Source organism: Aeromonas sp. FDAARGOS 1408 (genome assembly GCF_019048665.1).
Lineage (GTDB): Bacteria > Pseudomonadota > Gammaproteobacteria > Enterobacterales > Aeromonadaceae > Aeromonas > Aeromonas dhakensis.
Genome location: NZ_CP077394.1, coordinates 3753462 through 3770519, shown reverse-complemented (window position 1 = coordinate 3770519; position 17058 = coordinate 3753462). Strand labels below are relative to the sequence as shown.

Annotated in this window: 15 protein-coding genes; all 15 read left to right on the top strand. The window is 62.8% G+C overall.

The features are described 5' to 3' along the window. Positions 1-17 precede the first annotated feature (17 nt). Positions 18-689 (top strand): MSHA fimbrial major subunit MshB, encoded by a 672-nt coding sequence (gene mshB / locus I6L38_RS17355; RefSeq protein ID WP_201882126.1) that lies wholly within the window; start codon positions 18-20, stop codon positions 687-689. A 14-nt stretch (positions 690-703) separates the two neighbouring features. Beyond that, positions 704-1135 (top strand): prepilin-type N-terminal cleavage/methylation domain-containing protein, encoded by a 432-nt coding sequence (locus I6L38_RS17350; protein WP_095591860.1) that lies wholly within the window; start codon positions 704-706, stop codon positions 1133-1135. A 57-nt stretch (positions 1136-1192) separates the two neighbouring features. Next, positions 1193-1690, top strand: a complete 498-nt coding sequence (locus tag I6L38_RS17345; protein WP_095591861.1) for a prepilin-type N-terminal cleavage/methylation domain-containing protein — start codon at positions 1193-1195, stop codon at positions 1688-1690. Further along, on the top strand, positions 1677-2300 hold the full coding sequence (locus tag I6L38_RS17340; RefSeq protein WP_201882124.1) for a prepilin-type N-terminal cleavage/methylation domain-containing protein: 624 nt from the start codon (positions 1677-1679) through the stop codon (positions 2298-2300). Before I6L38_RS17345 ends, I6L38_RS17340 begins: the two co-directional genes overlap by 14 nt. After that, positions 2300-3130, top strand: coding sequence for a PilW family protein (locus tag I6L38_RS17335; RefSeq protein WP_201882122.1), 831 nt, complete (start codon positions 2300-2302; stop codon positions 3128-3130). The genes I6L38_RS17340 and I6L38_RS17335 overlap by 1 nt, the downstream gene beginning before the upstream one ends. Beyond that, positions 3120-3590 (top strand): hypothetical protein, encoded by a 471-nt coding sequence (locus tag I6L38_RS17330; RefSeq protein ID WP_017764675.1) that lies wholly within the window; start codon positions 3120-3122, stop codon positions 3588-3590. Before I6L38_RS17335 ends, I6L38_RS17330 begins: the two co-directional genes overlap by 11 nt. Then, positions 3590-7231, top strand: coding sequence for a DUF6701 domain-containing protein (locus I6L38_RS17325; protein WP_270829044.1), 3642 nt, complete (start codon positions 3590-3592; stop codon positions 7229-7231). The genes I6L38_RS17330 and I6L38_RS17325 overlap by 1 nt, the downstream gene beginning before the upstream one ends. A gap of 204 nt (positions 7232-7435) precedes the next feature. After that, positions 7436-8476: a rod shape-determining protein gene (locus I6L38_RS17320; RefSeq protein ID WP_005308111.1), complete on the top strand. Its 1041-nt coding sequence runs from the start codon at positions 7436-7438 to the stop codon at positions 8474-8476. A gap of 42 nt (positions 8477-8518) precedes the next feature. Then, positions 8519-9412, top strand: coding sequence for a rod shape-determining protein MreC (mreC, locus tag I6L38_RS17315; protein WP_005308113.1), 894 nt, complete (start codon positions 8519-8521; stop codon positions 9410-9412). Next, the gene (gene mreD / locus I6L38_RS17310) at positions 9412-9897 is read left to right on the top strand and encodes a rod shape-determining protein MreD (protein ID WP_005308115.1); all 486 of its coding nucleotides are present in this window, start codon (positions 9412-9414) and stop codon (positions 9895-9897) included. Before mreC ends, mreD begins: the two co-directional genes overlap by 1 nt. A 51-nt stretch (positions 9898-9948) precedes the next feature. Further along, entirely contained in the window at positions 9949-10536 is a 588-nt protein-coding gene (locus I6L38_RS17305) for a nucleoside triphosphate pyrophosphatase (RefSeq protein WP_005308118.1), read from the top strand. Positions 10537-10728: 192 nt separating this feature from the next. Then, positions 10729-12198 (top strand): ribonuclease G, encoded by a 1470-nt coding sequence (gene rng / locus I6L38_RS17300; protein WP_005308119.1) that lies wholly within the window; start codon positions 10729-10731, stop codon positions 12196-12198. After that, positions 12199-16101, top strand: a complete 3903-nt coding sequence (locus I6L38_RS17295; protein WP_216988785.1) for a YhdP family protein — start codon at positions 12199-12201, stop codon at positions 16099-16101. Positions 16102-16135: 34 nt separating this feature from the next. After that, a complete protein-coding gene (locus tag I6L38_RS17290) occupies positions 16136-16468 on the top strand; it encodes a Dabb family protein (RefSeq protein WP_216988784.1) in 333 nt (110 codons plus the stop codon). After that, complete coding sequence (locus tag I6L38_RS17285; RefSeq protein WP_054543927.1) at positions 16465-17052, top strand: nucleotidyltransferase domain-containing protein; 588 nt, start codon at positions 16465-16467, stop codon at positions 17050-17052. Before I6L38_RS17290 ends, I6L38_RS17285 begins: the two co-directional genes overlap by 4 nt. Positions 17053-17058 lie beyond the last annotated feature (6 nt).

The window sequence follows — 17058 nt, the reverse complement described above, 5'->3', positions numbered from 1 at the left end:
GTTATTACGGAGGGTTCATGACAACAACGCGACTGGTTCCAAAATATGCCGGTGTGGCGAGCCCCCATCGGGCAGCGGGTTTCTCGTTGATCGAACTGGTGATCGTCATCGTCATCCTGGGGATCCTGGCGGTGACGGCCTTGCCCCGTTTTCTCGATGTGACCGACGAGGCCAAGAAGGCCAGCGTGGAGGGGGTCTCCGGCGGGTTTGCTACTGGCGTATCGCTGGTGCGGGCCCAGTGGGAGGCCGAAGGGCGTGCCAAGCAGGACAGCCTCAATACCGTGCTCTATGACGGCTCCCGCTTCTACCTGACCACGCCGACCGATACCCAGGTCAGCAATGGCGAGCTGTCGCCCGGCTATCCCATGGATACTTCGGCGGGCGGTGGCATCGACGTGGATCCGGCCAACCTGACGGCCCCGCGCTGTCTCAAGATTTGGGAGGGTCTGCTGCAGAACCCGCCCAAGGCTACCACCAGCTTCAGCGAGGTGCGTAGTAGTGGCAATGACCTGAAATACTATGTCAGTGTGACCAATAACGGCCTGGACTCGGTCTGCCGCTACTATCTGGTCAATAGTTTGAGTAAGGGTAGTGATGGCAAGTATCAGGATCCGCAAGGCAGTACTGATGCATTCATGAGTTTCAGTTACCGTCCGGCTTCCGGTCAGGTGACCACCAACATTAATTGACAGAGGAAAACAAGATGAAAAAACAGGCGGGTTTTACCCTGATCGAACTGGTCATCGTGATCATCATTCTGGGTATCCTGGCAGTGACCGCAGCACCCAAGTTCCTGAATCTGCAGGATGATGCTCGCAAGGCTGCTGCTGATGGTGTGAAGGCATCCTTGCAAAGTGCGGCCAACCTGGTTTACAGCAAAGCTGCAATTCAGGGTATCGAAAAGTCTTCTGCTGCTGTATCTGTTGCGGGAACTACTGTTAAGGCTAAGTTTGGCTATCCGACAGCAGATACCATTGCAAGCGTAGTTACCTTAGATGGATGGGATGAAGTATCTGCATCCAAAGGGACCTTCAAGCCAGATGCTGCAGGCAATAACGCTAATTGCCAAGTCAAATACAATGAGGCATCAGAGAGTGCTCCCTTTAGTGTTGATGTCAGTGGTTGTGGTAACTGATTGTTTGAGAAGGCGAGGCTTCGGCCTCGCTTTCTCTTTTCCCTGAAGAGAATCCCCATGCCTGCAACCAAGGGCTTTACCCTGATTGAACTGGTACTGGTGATCCTGTTGCTAGGGATTCTAGCCGCCTTTGCCGTGCCCAAATGGCTGGGCAAAGGCGGCGTTGAAACCCAAACCCTGCGTGATGAGCTGCTGACCCGGCTGCGGTTGGTGCAGACCATCAACATGCATGAACCCGCCGACCGCTGTACCCAGCTGGTGGTGGAGGCTTCCCGTTTTGCCCATATCACGCAGGCGGTTGCCGGTGCGGCGTGTCCGGTTCCCGGCCCCATGGCCGGCTGGAGCGACAATCAGCGCACCCGTGGCCGCCTGGTCACCCCTTCCACCGGTATGAGCATCTCCCTCAATAACGCCAGCAGTTTCGTGATCCGTTTTGATCAGATGGGCAGGCCGCTCGGGAGTTGTGCCACGGGCTGTACCTTGCGGGTCAGCGATGGCCAGGAGACGGGCGGCATCAAGATAGAGTCGGAGGGCTTCATTCATGAGAGCCCCTGATCGCGGTTTTACCCTGATTGAACTCATCGTCGGCATAGTGCTGCTGGCGGTGGCCTTGACCGGCATCCTGGGTCTGCTCGTCAACCAGGCCCCCAGCGCGGTGGATCCGGTGCAGCAGGTGCGGGCGGCTCAGCTGGCCCAGCGGTTGGCCGGCGAGATCCAGCAAAAGTCGTTCGACGAGCAGTCGGATCACAACGGTGGCCGTTATCGCTGTGGCGAGACATTCAATGGCCAGTTTTACGGGGATTGCAGTTGTCCAGTTGGTGTGACTTGCACCCAGAAGCCTCCTGCTCCGGCGATTACTGGTTGGCAGACCAGCCAGTATGGCCCCGATGGTGAGCCCTCTCCCTATGCCTATAACGACGTGGACGATTTCGATACCGCCGGCAGCTGGCAGGATGCCAGCTTCTACACCCAGAGCGGCGGCATCATCGCCAGCGACGAGTATCGCAACTATCAGGTCAGGATTGCGGTGAGCCCGGTCGACTTCAGCGATGGCACCTTCAAGAGCTGTGCGTCCCCCTGTTCGGTGGGCAAACGCATCGATCTGCAGATCAAACTGCCGGATGAGAGCGTGCTCGACTTCTCCTTCTATCGGGGCAACTACTGATGCGGACGGCGGGCGGTTTTACCCTGATCGAACTGGTGATGGTGATCCTGCTGCTGGGGATCATGGCCACCTTCGCCAGCCAGTTCATCGGCATCGGCAGCCAGATCTACGGGGATGCCAGCAGCCGCGAGCAGCTGATGAGCGATGCCCGCTTTGCCATGGAGCGGCTCAACCGCGAGGTACGCAATGCGTTGCCGGGTTCCGAGCGCATCGAGACCCTGGACGGCAGCTGGAGCGACAGCGGCCCCTGCCTGCGCTTCTGGCCCATCAGCACCTCCAGCCGTTACATCGCCCTCAACCGGAATGTGTCCGGCAGCACAACCACCCTCGAATTGGTGATGGCCACCCCCGCCTCGGCCGTCGATCCCTTGAGCCCGGATGCCAGTGCAGTCGCGGTGGGGGATCTGCTGGCCGTCTTCCCGCTGCCCGATGCCAACCAGCCTTCGCTCAGCAATGGTTGCGAGTACGGGCGCTGCGTCGCCAGTGTCACCGAAGTGCTGGCGCCGGTCTCGGGGGCACAGACCCTGCGCTACGCAGCGACCGAGAGTCTGGCCGGCCTCTCCCCTGGTAGCCGGGTCTACTTTGCCCGCGAACAGGTACGCTATTGTGTGCAGGCGGGGTCCATGTACCGCGCCAGCATGGCGCTGAATGGTGCAAGCGCGGCCATGCCGCTGGGGATCCTGATGGCCGACTCCCTGCGGGCCGGCTCTTTCTATCGGGAGGCCACGGCCTTCAACAGCGAAGGGGAGTTCGGTGTGCGGCTGGTGTTCGAGCGCAAGGGGGAAGCGGTCACCTTCAACCACAAGCTGGGGGTGTTCAATGTTCCCTGAGCGGCGCCAGAGCAAGAAGATGGGGGGCAGTGCCCTGATGATCGCCCTGTTCGTGATCGTGGTGATGGCCATGCTGGCGGCGGTCATGGGGCGTTTTCTGCTCGACAGCAGCGAGAAGAACACGGTGGAGGTGCGCAGCGTGCGCGCCCTGCTGGCGGCCCAGAGCGGGCTGGAGCTGGCGCTCTATCGACTGTTCCCCAACCGGACGGCGGCCCAGCCCCAGCCACCGGCACAGTGCGAGCCCAGCAGGACGATCAGTTTCGCCGGCAACCCCGGGCTGGTGGATTGTGAGGCGGTGGTGCAGTGCCGCACCCTGGCGACCAGCTACAACAACGTGACGAGCACCGGCTATCGGCTCGAGAGTGTCGGCACCTGCGGTTTGCGCAATGACCTGACCAGTGCCAGTCCAGACTTCAGGGTGAGCCGCACCCTGATGGTCGAAGCGTATGACGGAGGCTGATGATGAAATGGTTGTGGGCGCTGGCCCTCTTCACTAGCCAGGTCTGGGCCTTCGATCCCATCGATACCGGCACCTTCTTTCCGGCCGTGGTGCAGGGTCATCATGACGACAACAACGATGTTTGCCACCAGATCAGCGGCTATCAGCTGAGCCAGCTCAACAACGCCAAGATCAACGGTACCGGCGGGTTGCCGCTCAACTTCTGCTCCATCCGGCCGGATCAGAACAATACTCCCCGTTGCGATAACGGAGCGGGTGGCTACAAGGTCTGCGCCGTCACCGGCAGCGATATCCGCGGCCTTGCGCTGACAGGCAACAACAAGTTCCCGACCATAGCTGCCAGCAATGACCTGACTTGCTCATCAGGCGCTCAAACTGCCTCCAACGCTGCCTATCGCACCATGAAAGTGGACGGCTGCACCATGACCTTCCCCAGTCGCAGCTCGTATCAGATCAAGACCCTGACTCTGCTTAACAAGGCGACTCTGATACTGGGGGACGGTGACTATTTCATCGACAAGTTGAATATCGACAACGTGACCATTCGCCTCTCCGGTAGCGGCACAACCCGGATCTTTGTCAATCAGGACGTCACTCTGCTCAATACGGTCAGCGTCAACAGCAATGGTCAGGGGAGCCTTGTCTGGGTTAACTACGGCAACATGGTGCTCGATAACGCCACCACATTTTATGGCTATCTCTACACCGACGGCCGCTTGACCATGAACAACAACGCCACCGTCTATGGCAGGGTGACGGCCGGTTACCTGAGCATGGACGCCCAGTCCAGCATCAACGACTACTCGGTGCCGCCGCCGTTGACCTGCTTTACCGACGGTTTCGACAGCGGCCAGATCAACCCGGACAGCTGGGTGGTGGCCCAGCGCAACAACAGTACCCTGCCATCGGTACAGAATGGCCGTCTGCGGCTCACCCAGAACGTCACCGATCAGGCCACCTCGGCGACCTTCCAGCGCCTCTTTCCGGGGGCCGGCAACCTGGTGACGATCGAATTCGATCAATACGCCTACAAGACCTCTGGCACGAGCGGGGCCGATGGTATGGCGGTGGTGCTCTCCGATTCGACCCTGACGCCGCAGCCGGGGGCCTTCGGCGGCCCGCTGGGCTATGGCTACAAGACCGGGATCAGCGGCTTTGCCGGCGGCTGGCTCGGGGTCGGGCTCGATGAATACGGCAACTATGCCAACGAGGGGGGAAGTGCCAACCTGGGGTCGCGGCCGCAGGCGGTCTCCATCCGCGGCTCTGGGTCTGGCACCTCAGGCTACAACTATCTCGCCGGTACCGGCAGCTACCTGAGCCCGACCGTCGACAGCGGCACCAACGGCAACCGGCCCCATCGCTATCGCATCACGGTCGACTCCCGGGTGGCCGGCAGCTCGCTGGCCACGGTGGAGCGGGATACCGGGGCTGGCTACAGCTCCCTGATCGGCCCCCTCAACATGGCGAGCCAGGCCGGTCAGGCGGCGGTGCCGGCCAATTTCCTGCTGTCGCTGACCGGCTCCACCGGCTCGGTGACCAACTACCACGAGATTGACAACGTGCGGATCTGCGCCCTGCGATCCAGCCCGGTGGGCACCCAGATCGATCACTTCGAGTTCGATCACAGCGGCAATGCGCTGACCTGCAACCCGGAAACCCTCACCATCCGTGCCTGTGCCAACCCGGATTGCAGCGTGCTGATCACCGATCCGGTCAGCGCGACCCTGCTCCCCACCACGACGACCAGCGGCGGCTGGGTCGGGGGCAACGTAGTCAACTTCAGCGGTGGCAGCACAACATTGCAGCTCAGAAACACGACGGCAGGCGCGGTCACCGTGGGGGTCAGCGGTTCGACGCCCTCGACCAAGCCGCTCAGCACCACCCTCTGCCGCTCGGGTGGCGGGGCGCTGAGCAGCGCCGCCTGCACCCTCACCTTTGCCGACAGCGGCTTCATCTTCGATGTGCCCGACACCTACTCGAACCAGCCGCAGACGGTGGCCATCAAGGCGGTCAAGAAGAGCGACGTGACCAAGCAGTGCGTACCGGGGTTTGCCAACCAGAGCAAGAGCATCAAGTTCTGGAGCAGCTATGTCTCGCCCGCCAGCAACATCTACAACAGCAGAATGAGCGTCAACAACAGCGTGATCGGCACCAGCCAGGGCAGTGCCACTGCGCTCTCCCTCAGCTTCGATGCCCAGGGGCAGTCGAGCATGACGGTCACCTATCCGGATGCCGGCAAGGTTCAGCTGGATGCCCGCTACGACGGCACCGGCAGTGAAGCTGGCCTGGTGATGCTGGGCTCGGATTCGTTTGTGGCGCGGCCGGTGGGGCTCTGCATCACGACCGCAGCGGCAGCATGTACGGGCAACTATGCCAGCTGCCCGATCTTCAAGAAGGCGGGGGAATCATTTCAGGTCGACATCAAGGCGGTGGCCTGGGAGTCAGCCAACGACGGCGACATCTGCACCGGCAATCTCGCAACCCCCAATTTCTCGCTCAGCGGCATCGCCCTGAGCAATACCCTGGTGGCGCCGACGCCGGGCAGTACCGCCAGTCTGGGTAAAACCAGTTATGACCATGGCGCTGCGGCCAACGGGACGACCAGCATGGAACAGAGCGTCAGCGAGGTGGGGGTGTTCAGGCTGACGGCGACCCCGCCGACCAATGGCTACTTCAATACCACAGTCCCGCCGAGCCAGAGCCAGCCGGTGGGCCGCTTCATCCCGGCCGACTTCGAGCTGGTGAGCGGCGACATAGTACCGGCCTGCGATCCCTTCACATATATGGGGCAGCCCTTCGGGGTTGCGCTGGATGTGCGCGCCCGCAACCTGGCCGGTGCCCAGACGTCGAATTACACGGGGGATTTCGCCAAGGGCAGTGCGTTTATCACTGCGGCCAACAACAAGGATGGCAAGACCTTGTCGAGCCGCCTGCGCAGCCTGCAGCCGCTGCCGTGGCTCGATGGACGAGCCGCCTTTACCGGCAGCAGCGAGTTTGTTCGCGTGTCAGACTCCCAGCCGGATGGCCCCTACAAGTCGCTGCTGTTTGGCCTCTACATGCGGGATAACGATGGCGACAGAAGCCTGATCGCCATGCCCAATTTCAACGATGGGGTGATGGGTGACTGCAGTGGTGGCAGTTGCAACGCCCGCCTGATCGACACAGTGCCGATGCAGGTCTATTTCGGCCGGCTGCTGGCGAAGACCGAGACCGGGGTGGCATCGGCCGCCTTGGCCGTGGCGCAGCAGATGCAGTATTACGAGGCCGGTGGCTGGCAGCAAAACAGGCTGGATCAATGCACCCTGCTGTCGCTGGCCAATCAGGGCTTCAGCTTCTCGGGCGCAGGCCAGAGCCTCGATACTGCCAACAGCGAGCTCAACATAGGGGGCAATCGCAAGATAAAACTGGGGCTGGGCAGCTCGCCACCGGGCGGCATGGCGGCGGTGGCCAAAGATGGCGAGATCCTGCTGCAGTTTGGCAAACCCGAGATGGCGGTGCGCATTCCCTACCGGGTGGAGCTAGCGAAACAGCCGACACAACCACTCTGGCTGTCGGATCCCCAGACCCTGCAGGGGGAGGCCATTTTCGGCTCAAGTCGCGGTAATGACAGAATTATTTATCGGCGCGAAGTGATGCATTGAGCGGGGCTGCGGGGGCGCTGGCTGGCCGCCGACCCCCTATCCCCTTGTTTATTAGCGTTTGCCGGCTTGTGCGGGTGAGTGATGACTCGCATTTTTGTCGCGCCCGATGGGCTGGCGACAGTTTGAGCGCTTGCCGATTGGGGTGGGCATTGGTAAAGTTAGCCGGTTTTCTGCACCTCCAAATTCTTAGGATTTCCCGTAGCCATGTTCAAAAAGCTCAGAGGCGTCTTTTCCAACGATCTGTCGATCGACTTGGGAACTGCCAACACCCTGATCTATGTAAAAGATCAAGGGATCGTCCTTAACGAACCCTCAGTTGTCGCCATTCGCCAAGAGCGCGGGAACGCCAAATCGGTCGCTGCTGTCGGTCATGCCGCCAAGCAGATGCTGGGTCGTACCCCGGGTAACATCTCCGCCATTCGCCCGATGAAAGACGGCGTGATCGCCGACTTCTACGTGACCGAGAAGATGCTGCAGCACTTCATCAAGCAGGTTCACGACAACAACTATTTCCGCCCCAGCCCGCGTGTGCTGGTGTGCGTACCGTGCGGCTCCACCCAGGTGGAACGTCGTGCCATCAAGGAATCCGCTCTGGGCGCCGGCGCCCGCGAGGTTTACCTGATCGATGAACCCATGGCTGCCGCCATCGGTGCCGGCCTGCCGGTCTCCGAAGCGACCGGCTCCATGGTGGTGGACATCGGTGGTGGTACCACCGAAGTGGCCATCATCTCCCTGAACGGTGTGGTTTACTCCCAGTCCGTCCGCATCGGCGGCGACAAGTTCGACGAAGCCATCATCAGCTACGTGCGCCGCAACTACGGCAGCCTGATCGGGGAAGCCACCGCCGAGCGCATCAAGCACGAGATCGGCTCCGCCTATCCGGGCGAAGAGGTGCGCGAGATCGAAGTGCGTGGTCGCAACCTGGCCGAAGGTGTGCCGCGCAGCTTCACCCTGAATTCCAACGAGATCCTGGAAGCGCTGCAAGAGCCGCTGTCCGGTATCGTCTCCGCCGTGATGGTGGCGCTGGAGCAGTCTCCGCCCGAGCTGGCTTCCGACATCTCCGAGCGCGGCATGGTGCTGACCGGTGGTGGTGCCCTGCTCAAAGATATCGACCGTCTGCTGATGGAAGAGACCGGCATCCCTGTGGTGGTGGCCGAAGATCCGCTGACTTGCGTGGCCCGTGGTGGCGGCAAGGCGCTGGAGCTGATCGATATGCACGGTGGCGATCTGTTCCACTACGAATAAGACCCAAAGCCGGCCAGCGTGCCGGCTCTTTTTTGACGACCCATGAAACCCATTTTTGGTAGAGGCCCTTCGCTTCAGTTACGGTTGTTTCTCGCCGTCATCATCTCCATTGCTGCCATCGTAGCGGACTCTCGCTTCGGTGTGTTCAGCCACGTCCGCGTCTACCTCAGCTCACTCGTCAGCCCGCTGCAATACATGGCCAATGCGCCAGGCACCCTGCTTGACACCATGTCGACCCAGGTGCAGACCCGGGCCGGCCTCATCGAGCAGACCAAGCAGCAGGAACAACAGCTGTTCACCTTGCGCTCGCGCCTGCTCAAGATGGATCATCTGGAGCACGAGAACCAGCGCCTGCGCGAGCTGCTCGGTTCGCCGGTGCACAAGGAGTCCCGCAAGATGGTGGCCGAGCTGCTGTCGGTGGATTCCGACCCCTTCAGCCATCAGGTGCTGATCAACAAGGGGGCGCTGGACGGTGTCTACAACGGCCAGCCGGTGATCAACGATCAGGGGGTGATAGGTCAGGTGCTGCACGTGGGTTCCACCACCAGCCGCGTCCTGCTCATCACCGACTCCAGCCACGGTATCCCGGTGCGGGTGCTGCGCAACGACTTGCGCGCCATTGCCTCCGGCAGCGGCGAGCTCGACAAGCTGGAGCTGCGCAACCTGCCGCGCAACACCGACGTGCAGGTCGGCGATCTGCTGGTCACCTCGGGCCTCGGCGGCCGCTTCCCGGAAGGGTATCCGGTGGCGACCGTGACGCGTTCCGACTACGTGGAGGGCAAGCCCTTCGCCCAGGTCGAGGCCAAACCACTGGTGGCGCTGGACCGCCTGCGTTATCTGCTGCTGCTGTGGACCGACAAGAAACCGGAAGTGCATGACGATGAAGAGGCCCCGGCTACTGCGCCGGCGCCTTCTGCTGCGGGAGCGACGCGCTGATGTTACAACCCGCCAGCGGCAGGATCTGGATCTGGATCTCGATCCTGCTGGCTTTGAGCCTGTCGATCCTGCCGCTTCCTTTCCAACTCGAACCCTTCCGGCCTGACTGGCTCGCCATGGTGCTCATCTACTGGGCACTGGCGTTGCCGCACCGGACCAACGTCGGTACCGCCTGGGTGGCGGGCCTGCTGCTGGACGTGCTGCTTGGCAGCACCCTCGGCGTGCGGGCCATGGCGATGGCCATCACCACCTATCTGGCGGCGTTCCAGTTCCAGAAGATCCGCAACTTCTCCCTCTGGCAACAGGCGCTGATCATCGGCTGTCTCTCGCTGGTGGGCAAGGTGACCATCTTCTGGGCCGAACACCTGTTCAGCCGGGCCAGCCTCAATTTCGCCTACTTCTGGTCGACCCTGAGCACCATGCTAATATGGCCCTGGGTCTTCCTGGTCTTGCGCAAGGTGCGCCGGCGCTTCAATATCAAGTGAATGTGAGTAAAAACAACTAATTGTAACCGTACCTCATCTCATCAAGCGATTATGAACAAGCACAACGAACTGCAACTCTATCTCGCCTCGGGCTCACCCCGCCGCCACGAACTGCTGACCCAGCTGGGTTACCGTTTCGAAGTCCTCAAGCTGGATGTGCCGGAACAGCGGGAAGAGGGTGAAAAGCCCCAGGATTACGTGTGCCGGCTGGCCCGCGACAAGGCGATGGCCGGCGTGGCCGCCGCGCCCACGGCGCTGCCGGTACTGGGGGCCGACACCATAGTGGTGCTGGGTGACCGGGTGCTGGAGAAGCCCTCTGATCTGCTCGATGCCAAAGACATGCTGGAGGCGCTCTCCGGCAAGGTGCATCAGGTGATGACGGCGGTGGCACTGGCCACTCCGGAGCGCTGCGATGTGCGGCTGGTCACCACCAACGTGGCCTTTCGCAAGCTGGACGAGGCCGAGATCGAGGCTTACTGGCGTACCGGCGAGCCGTGCGACAAGGCCGGCGCCTATGCTATCCAGGGCATTGCCGGCAAGTTCGTCAGCCGCATCGAGGGGAGCTACAGCGCCGTGGTCGGCCTGCCCCTGCTGGAAACGGATCTGCTGATCAAGCATCATCTGGAACAGATCCGCTAATCCCGTCGCCGCCGTGGTCAGCGCCGCCGCCTCGCTGGCCGGCATGACATTCGAACAGGGCGGCCAGAATTTGAAGCCATCACAGGCAAGGCATAGGTCGGTGACAACCGCCGGCTGTTTCTTACTGCGTTACTCACCGGTTGCGCGCCGGTTTGGCTGCCAGAATTTAAAACTAGAAAGGCAAGGTAACTTATGTCGGTAGAACTGCTGGTAAACGTCACCCCCTCCGAAACCCGGGTCGCCCTGGTCGAAAACGGTCTGCTGCAGGAAGTGCACGTGGAGCGTCAGGCCAAGCGCGGCATCGTCGGCAACATCTACAAGGGCAAGATCAGCCGGGTGCTGCCCGGCATGCAGGCGGCCTTCGTCGACATCGGCATGGACAAGGCCGCCTTCCTGCACGCCTCCGACATCGTCCCCCACACCGAGTGCGTGGCGGTGAAGGAGAAGGAGCAGTTCCAGGCCGGCAACATCGCCGAGCTGGTGCGCCAGGGGCAGGACATCATGGTGCAGGTGGTGAAAGATCCGCTAGGCACCAAGGGGGCCCGCCTCACCACCGACATCACCCTGCCGTCCCGCTATCTGGTGTTCATGCCGGGCAGCGCTCACGTCGGTGTCTCCCAGCGCATCGAATCCGAGGCGGAGCGCGAGCGCCTCAAGCGCACCGTGGCCGGCTATGTGGACGAGCTGGGCGGTTACATCATCCGCACCGCCGCCGAAGGGGTGGGCGAGCAGGAGCTGGAGCAGGATGCCGCCTTCCTCAAACGCCTGTGGCGCAAGATCCTGGAGCGCAAGCAGAAGTACCCCCCCTGCAAGATCCTCTACGAGGATCCCAGCCTGGCCTTTCGGGTTGTGCGCGACTTCGTCGGTGCCGAGCTCGACAAGATCCGGGTGGACTCGCGCCAGAGCTTCGATCAGCTCAAGCGCTTCACCGAGGAGTACGTGCCTGAGCTGGCCGGCAAGCTGGAGTACTACTCCGGCGAATCCCCCATCTTCGATCTCTACGATGTGGAGAACGAGATCCAGCGCGCACTGGAGCGCAAGGTGGAGCTCAAATCCGGCGGCTACCTCATCATCGACCAGACCGAGGCCATGACCACGGTGGACATCAACACCGGGGCCTTCGTCGGCCATCGCAATCTGGAAGAGACCATCTTCAACACCAACGTCGAGGCGACGGCGGCCATCGCCCGCCACCTGCGCCTGCGTAACCTCGGCGGCATCATCATCATCGACTTCATCGACATGCAGTCCGAGGATCACCGCCGCCGGGTGCTGCACAGCCTGGAGCAGGCGCTGTCGAAGGATCGCGCCAAGACCAACGTCAACGGCTTCTCCCAGCTCGGCCTGGTGGAGATGACCCGCAAGCGTACCCGCGAGAGCCTGGAGCATGTGCTCTGCTCCGAGTGTCCCGAGTGCAAGGGGCGCGGTCGGGTCAAGACGGTGGAGTCGGTCTGCTTCGAGATCCTGCGGGAGATCATCCGGGTCAACCGCGCCTACGACGCGGATCAGTTCACCGTCTATGCCGCGCCAGCCGTGGCCGACTATCTGCGGGGCGAGGAGTCCCACAGTCTGGCGGAGCTGGAAGTGTTCATCGGCAAGCAGGTCAGGGTGGTGAGCGAGCCCCTCTGCGGGCAGGAGCAGTTCGACGTGGTGATGATGTAATTGGTCTATCGCTGGCTGAGTCGGGGCTGGTTGGCCCTCGGGGTCTTCTTCGTGCTGCTGGCCATCCTGGTCAGTCTGGTGCGCGTTGGCGGCCCCTTGCTCAATCAGCACAGACAGGCGCTGCTCGATACCCTGCTGGCCGACAGCAAGCTGGAGGCCAGCGTCGATCGCATCGGGCTGGACTGGACCCAGCGTGGCCCGGCCCTCGAGCTGCAGCAGCTGGTGATCGCGCCGAACTCGGGTCGCTTCGCCCTGCGCCTTGGCAAGGTGTGGGCCCACCTCGATTTCTGGCGCTCCCTCAACGAACTCAAGCCGGTATTTGGTCAGCTGATCCTGAGCGATGGCGACATAGCGCTGGATTTGAGTCAGCCTGCGGAGCCGGAAACCGGCGACGGCAGCGACCAGCAGCAGGCCCTGCTGCGCTTTCTGCTGACTCAGCTCTCCACCTTCGATATTCACGACACCCGCCTCAGCCTCACCACGGCGCTGGGGGAGGTGCGGGCCCTCGACATCGCCCAGCTGCGCTGGCAGAACCGCGGCAAGCGCCACCAGGGGGTCGGCAAGGCCTATCTCATCAACGGGGTGGGCGAGAGCACCCTCGATCTCATCGTCGATGTGGATGCCCCCCAGGTGCGGCTCGACCGGCTCAAGGGCCAGCTCTATCTGGGGGCCCGTCAGCTCGACATCAGCCCCATGCTGGCGCGCACCCATGCCGGGGAGCCCAAGGTGAGCGGCCAGCTCGACTTCCAGCTCTGGAGCGAGTTCAAGGCCGGTCAGCTGGGGGACTCGCTGCTGGCGTTTGGCGACAACTACCTCATCTGGCAGGATGAAAAAAAACAGGGTGACCTGCACCGGCTCGGGCTGCAGGGGGGCAAGATCCAGCTGCGCCGGGACGGCAAGGAGTGGCAGTTTGCCAGCCACGACGTCACCTTCAAGCTCGACGGCAAGCCCTGGCTGCACAGCCGGTTGCAGCTCGAGCGAGTCGGCGATCGCATCCAGGGCTATGTGCCGGCCATCGATCTGGACCAGATCGCCAACCTGAGCCAGCTGGTGTCGGGGATCTATCCCGAACTGACCGAGACCCTCAAACGCACCCGCCCGACCGGCAAGATAGAGGATCTGATCCTGCAGGCGGATGCCGGCTGGCAGGGGCTCTCCGTCAGCGGCCAGCTCTCCCACATCAGGGTCAACGCCTGGCACGACGTGCCCGGCGTGCGCGACCTCAACGGCGAGTTCTGGCTCACCCCGACCGGCGGCAGTGCCCGGCTGCAACTGGCAAACGATGCCATAGATCCGGCCCGTCACTTCAAGGAGCCGATCCCCGTTGACCGCTTCTCGGCACGGCTCGACTGGTGGCAGGCGCCGCAGGGCTGGGTGCTCTATGGCCAGGATCTGGTGCTGGACAACCCGGATTTGAGCCTCGCCAGCCGCTTTCGGCTCGAGCTGTTCGAGCACCCCTTCCTCGCCCTGACCGGCCGCATCGACGTCAAGAATGCGGCCAACGCCGATCGCTACTATCCGCTGCAGGTGATGGACAAGAGTCTGGTGGACTACCTGAGCGGGGCCATCAAGGGGGGCAAGGCCAAGGGGGCTGACCTGCTCTGGTATGGCGAGTTCCGCGACTTCCCCTATAGCAAGGGCGAGGGCATCTTCCAGGTGGCGGTGCCGCTCAAGCAGGCCTCCTACGAATTCTTCCCCGGTTGGCAACCGCTTACCGACCTGCAGATCGATCTGCTGTTCCAGAACGCCAGCCTCGACATGAACAGCCGCGCCACCCGGCTCGGCAAGGCCAGCTCCGACTCGGTGCACGCCTGGATCCCGGATCTCTACCCGGGGGCCCACCTCTACGTGGATGCCAAGGTTGAGGGCGAGGGCAAGGCCATCAGCGACTACCTGCAGGACTCGCCGCTCGGCGGCTCGGTCGGTCAGGCGCTGCGGGAGGTGGAGATCCGCGGCCCCATGAAGGGCTCGGTGAAGCTGGATATTCCGCTGGATGGCGAGAGCGAGGTCAAGGCCAGCGGCGACGCCCTGTTCAGCAACAACAAGGTGCGGATCACCAGCCTGGATCTGCCACTGGAGCAGGTGCAGGGGCGGCTCGAGTATGACAACGAGCAGACCCGCTTCAGCAACCTCAAGGCGAGCCTGTGGAACCAGCCGCTCACCCTCGACTATCAGGGCCGCCAGCAGCCCAATCGCTATCAGGTCGATCTCAAGTTCAAGGGGCAGTGGGACAGCCGCCGCCAGCGCCAGGACATCCCGGGGCTGGCCATCCTCAAGGGACGCAGCAACTGGGCCGGCAGCCTGGGACTGACCCTGCCGAGCGATCAGCCGTTCAGCTTCCAGCTGGCGCTCGACTCCAACCTGCAGGGCATGGGACTGGATCTGCCTGCACCGCTCGCAAAGGCGGCCGACAGCCGGCTGCCGCTCAAGGTGACCGCGCGCGGTCGCGATGGCAGTGCCGACATTCGCGCCGTGCTGGGGGCCGATGTCGACATGCAGAGCCGGCTGGTGTACGGCGACGGCGTGCCCTACCTCAGCCGGGTGCGGGTGGACGTGGGTCAGCCCGGTGCCCGGGTGCTGCGCGATCGGCCCATGTTGCTCGCCATCAACCAGCAGCAGGCCGACGTGGCCGGCTGGCTGGCCCGTCTCAAGCAGTGGCTGCCGGCCAGCACGGCGCCGAGCGGTAATGCGGTGGTGGGCCCCTCTTTCTTGCCGCAGGAGTGGTGGGTGGACGGCCAGCTGGCCCGCGCCGACATCGGCAGCGCCAACCTCAAGGCGGTGCACTTCACCGTGGGACCGGTCAATCAGGCCACCGAGGTGATGATCGACAGCCCGGACGTGATGGGGGTGGTGCGCCTGCCGGTCTCCGATCGCCAGCCCATCGATGCCAAGTTCGCCCGTATCTACTGGTCCGGCAAGAGTTCGGATCTGAGCCCGGATCCCGATGCCAGACAGGACAAGGCCATCATGGATGCCATCCCCTGGCTCACCTTCAGCTGTGTGGATTGCCGCTTCGGTGAATTGCCGCTGGGGGAGGTGAAGGGGGAGCTGATCCCGGGGGCCGACAAGCTGAGCCTCAAGGGGCTGGAGATGCGGCTGGCGGGCAGCCAGCTGAGCGGCAGCGCCGAGTGGCTGGCCGGGGCGGACGGCATGCAGACCCGTGCCCGCGCCCACATCAGCAGCAACAACAGCGAGCTGCTGCTCAAGCGGCTCGGCTACACCTCGCCCATCGGCGATGCACCCGGCAAGATGGCGCTGGACTTGAGCTGGCGCGACGTACCCTACCGGCCGAACCTGCCGACCCTGGCCGGCAAGGTCGACTACCAGCTGGAAGGGGGCACCCTGCGCGAGGTCAACGACAAGGGGGCGCGACTGCTCTCCCTGCTCAGCCTCGACTCATTGCTGCGCAAGCTGCGCCTCGATTTTCGCGACGTGTTCGACAAGGGCTTCTACTTCGAGTCCATGTCGGCCTCCGCCAGGATCAAGCAGGGGGTGGTGGAGAACGACGACTTCTACATGAAGGGGGCGGCCGGCAACCTGCGCGGTGAGGGCATCGCCGATCTGGTACGCTGGCGGCTCGACTACGAGCTGAGCTTCTCGCCGAACCTGGGCGGCACCCTGCCGGTGGTGGCGGCCTTCTCGCTGACCCCCATCACCGGGCTCTACGTGCTGGCCCTCTCCAAACTGCTGGAGCCGGTGGTGGACGTGGTCACCCGCATCGATTTTCGGGTCTCAGGCCCGCTCGACGATCCCAAACTGATCGAGGCGGGGCGCAACCGGGCCCGCATCAAGCTCAACCAGCAGCAGAAGGAGGCGGTCGACGCCGTGGCCCCCAACCTGCCGGCGCAGGAAGTAACCCCCTTCCTGCTCAGCCCCAAGCACGCCGGCCCCGCCCAGCGCTGAGCGGGCGGCCCGGCACCATCACAAGGAGTGAGCCATGATCCGACATATCCTGCTGATCGCCTTCAAGCTGGGCACCCAGATCGAACAGATAGACGCGGTGCGCGCCGCCTTTCTCGCCATTCCCCATCAGGTCAGCGGCGTGCTGGCGGTGGAGTGGGGGCGGGACGACAGCCCGGAGGGGCGGGCCGAGGGCTTCACCCACAGCGTGCTGATGACCTTTGCCGACGAGGCGGCCCGCCAGCGTTATCTGCCCCACCCGGATCACGATGTCCTCAAGGCCATCTTCCGTCCGGTGCTGGAACGCATCATAGTGCTGGATTACACCCTGCAGGCCGGCGATGCGGTCACGCTAGGGTCGCAGTCATGATGGACGAGGCTCGTTGGGCCAAGATTCCACCGCTTCAGTTCGCACTGCTGCAGGCAGTGGTGGAACATGGCAAAGCCCATCCCGCCATTGCTGCCGGGGTGGTAGTTGGCTCGCTTGCCAAGGGCACGGCTGACCGGGTATCCGATGTCGATGTCTTGTTGCTGGCAGAGCCGGGTTTTCATCAGCATGGGGAAGCGCTGGTTCGTTCCATTGTCGGTGAACGTGCGGTGTTCCACTGTTGGCAAGGAAGACATGAAGATGTCTGTTCCTACTGGCGTTATATCTTCCTGGATATGTCCAGCATCGAGATCCATATCCTTGATCGCGATGCCGGTTTTCCGCTTGCCAAGCCTTACTTGCCTCTTTTTGATAAAGCCCATTCGCTATCGGCACTGGAGGTCGCGGGGCCTGCTCCCAGCCATTGGGATTTCCCTGCCTACATGGGAGACGGTGATGGTCTGGTGTGGGAGCTGTTCGACTGCCTCAAATGGGCGGAACGGGGCCAGCGGGGATTAGTCAGGCATCATCTGCGTAAACTGTTGGCAGAGATGGATAAAGACCCGAATATTGTGGATCGCGAGTAACGTGGA

What these genes read in the sequence shown, in the direction of transcription:
- mshB (WP_201882126.1), top strand. Translation starts at nt 18, where the DNA reads ATGACAACAACGCGACTGGTTCCAAAATATGCCGGTGTGGCGAGCCCC.
- I6L38_RS17350 (WP_095591860.1), top strand. Translation starts at nt 704, where the DNA reads ATGAAAAAACAGGCGGGTTTTACCCTGATCGAACTGGTCATCGTGATC.
- I6L38_RS17345 (WP_095591861.1), top strand. Translation starts at nt 1,193, where the DNA reads ATGCCTGCAACCAAGGGCTTTACCCTGATTGAACTGGTACTGGTGATC.
- I6L38_RS17340 (WP_201882124.1), top strand. Translation starts at nt 1,677, where the DNA reads ATGAGAGCCCCTGATCGCGGTTTTACCCTGATTGAACTCATCGTCGGC.
- I6L38_RS17335 (WP_201882122.1), top strand. Translation starts at nt 2,300, where the DNA reads ATGCGGACGGCGGGCGGTTTTACCCTGATCGAACTGGTGATGGTGATC.
- I6L38_RS17330 (WP_017764675.1), top strand. Translation starts at nt 3,120, where the DNA reads ATGTTCCCTGAGCGGCGCCAGAGCAAGAAGATGGGGGGCAGTGCCCTG.
- I6L38_RS17325 (WP_270829044.1), top strand. Translation starts at nt 3,590, where the DNA reads ATGATGAAATGGTTGTGGGCGCTGGCCCTCTTCACTAGCCAGGTCTGG.
- I6L38_RS17320 (WP_005308111.1), top strand. Translation starts at nt 7,436, where the DNA reads ATGTTCAAAAAGCTCAGAGGCGTCTTTTCCAACGATCTGTCGATCGAC.
- mreC (WP_005308113.1), top strand. Translation starts at nt 8,519, where the DNA reads ATGAAACCCATTTTTGGTAGAGGCCCTTCGCTTCAGTTACGGTTGTTT.
- mreD (WP_005308115.1), top strand. Translation starts at nt 9,412, where the DNA reads ATGTTACAACCCGCCAGCGGCAGGATCTGGATCTGGATCTCGATCCTG.
- I6L38_RS17305 (WP_005308118.1), top strand. Translation starts at nt 9,949, where the DNA reads ATGAACAAGCACAACGAACTGCAACTCTATCTCGCCTCGGGCTCACCC.
- rng (WP_005308119.1), top strand. Translation starts at nt 10,729, where the DNA reads ATGTCGGTAGAACTGCTGGTAAACGTCACCCCCTCCGAAACCCGGGTC.
- I6L38_RS17290 (WP_216988784.1), top strand. Translation starts at nt 16,136, where the DNA reads ATGATCCGACATATCCTGCTGATCGCCTTCAAGCTGGGCACCCAGATC.
- I6L38_RS17285 (WP_054543927.1), top strand. Translation starts at nt 16,465, where the DNA reads ATGATGGACGAGGCTCGTTGGGCCAAGATTCCACCGCTTCAGTTCGCA.